At 60.2% G+C, this 2123-nt stretch carries 1 protein-coding gene; it reads right to left on the bottom strand.

Translation table 11 applies throughout. The features are described from left to right. Window positions 1-895: 895 nt before the first annotated feature. Entirely contained in the window at window positions 896-1069 is a 174-nt protein-coding gene (locus CXY72_RS19380; RefSeq protein ID WP_158252392.1) for a hypothetical protein, read from the bottom strand. Window positions 1070-2123 lie beyond the last annotated feature (1054 nt).

Here is a 2123-nt window from a genome sequence, read left to right as displayed (position 1 = left end):
CGATAGTACAGGATAACCTGTGTGGCAGTTTCTTGCTCTGTCGTGCTGCTGGCGGTAGGGAGGTAGATGCACGGCAGCCCTATGGGTCCTCCGTGACAATCCCGGCTCGTGAGGGATTGCTTTCCAAGAAGCTAACAAACCAGCAGTAACGTTTTAGAGGGCTGTCGACACGGATGCCGCTGGCACAGAATGATCCGAGAAAAATCGACCGGTGCCTGATCGGCCCGAGCTGCCGCCGGACACATAGATCAGCTTTAAGGCCGATGTCGCAGCCGGTGCGGATGATTTTTCTGCGGAGCGCGGTCAGGAAGTACGGAAGGCCCAGGAAACTGCATAGTGGTTCACTCCCTCCGCGACACCGGCTTCAGTCTGAGTCGCGTAGAACATTTCGACGACCTGGACACCAGGCGTAAACGCTGCGCGGTCAATGTGAACTTCCAGAGTTTCCGCGGCGCTATCTATCCAGCAGAGCGTTTCCGGATAGATTCGGTCACCCACCACACACGGTGAGGTCATTTCGGGAACGTCTGAGGCGGGAATCCCCTGGGTAGTGAGAAGGCTAAAGGACCGCACTTCAGCCTGCATCGGAGAAACAGCCGAGTCCAGGACAATCACCATCTCTCCGGATGAAACGGCCACGTTGTTGAAGGCGACTTGTGTCGCATCGCTGGGTGCGTACGACACCATCGAGCTGCCAACCCGCCATACAGCGCTGGCTTGATCAAGTGGATACCCGTCTAGCATGGCTGTTGGCGGCCGCGATGGTGGATCCGCATACGTTCGGAGTTCAGTCCCCGATGTTGGCGGCACGTCGGCAACCGTGGCGACGTCGCACGCAGACAACAGGAAAAGGGCCGCTGTGGCTGTCGCCAAGGCGCCCCCCCACCTCACCGTCCTAGCAGGTGAATCGGCCATCTCGACTTGTGTTCCCGTAATACGTCGTTCCTCCGATAATGGCACTGTGGTAGCCGAACGCGCGCCAGGTCTGCTGGCCGGTTCCAGAGCAGACGCTCTTGACCTGTCCGGAGGCGTCCTTGCCGCTGTATCCGGTCGCGTCGTCGCCTGTCACGGCATAACGTTCTCCGAACCACCCGATGTATCCGATGGAAAGGGAAATGTAATTCCGCGTGGACGACGCGCAACTCGTCCGACCGTGTACAGAAGCAGTGCCTCCAGACTTGTGCACGTAGTCAAGCGTGCCGGTGCATCCGGGCGCGATCCCGGCCTGGAGCGCTTGTGTGGACACCGCACCATCGCGTGGGGTTATCGCAGAACCCTCCGAAGACAGCCCCGTGGTCGGCCCCTCTACTGGCGGGGGCGGTGTGGGGCCCGTATCAGCAGAAGCCCCCGCCGCCGGCATAAGGACTAATCCGACCGCAAGAGCGATCACTCCCAGAATTTGAACCGATTTTTTCGCCATGTTCTCTGTCTCCTCACGCGGTTCAGAGACAGCCCCACAGCTCACCCCGTAAGAAGCAGAGATGCGCGCCCCGCCCCTGGCTCGCAATATGTTCTTTGGTAATTTCAAGGCTACCAATTCCATCCGCTGCTCCGCAAGATTGGACACCCCGAGCCATACATCACTGAATGGGGACCCGCCGCGACCACGACACCAAGCGCTGACCCCCACCAACCGCTCCCGAACTGCCTTCCACACCCCTGAAGTGCTTGGCCACTCTAACCCGCAGCACGCAGATCTTCCTCGTCGACAGCGGCCAGGGACCGCTGATTACAGCCGGCGACACCGCAGTCTGGTTCGGCGAACTTGACGTGCCAAGTAGCCCGAGGCCAGCTGCTCATAGGCGCTCTGAATCCAGAACTAGTCTTGCTCTCCCACGAGCAGAGGCCGTCGGGACCCACCAACCTCTGTTCTCCTTGACTGGCGCGATGATCGGGTCTTCCGATGGATGGGTCCTAAGGCTGGACTGCGGCGTTACCGGTCAGCTCCGATCTCGACCAATCGAACCGGGCACGCGGCTGAGCCCGGATGGGCACCCCGCACGCTGAAGGTTGGACAACCGCGCCGCTCAAACGGCGAATGTCAGACGCACCTGGAGGAAGATGCACTGATCGGCGCGACGTGGCAATCGATCAGGTCCATTGTAATTCTCCGCCACCAGTAA

This window comes from Cryobacterium sp. Y57 (assembly GCF_002929505.1).
Taxonomy (GTDB): Bacteria; Actinomycetota; Actinomycetes; order Actinomycetales; family Microbacteriaceae; genus Cryobacterium.
The sequence above is the reverse complement of the archived record's forward strand: the minus strand, read 5'-3'. Positions and strand labels throughout refer to the sequence as shown.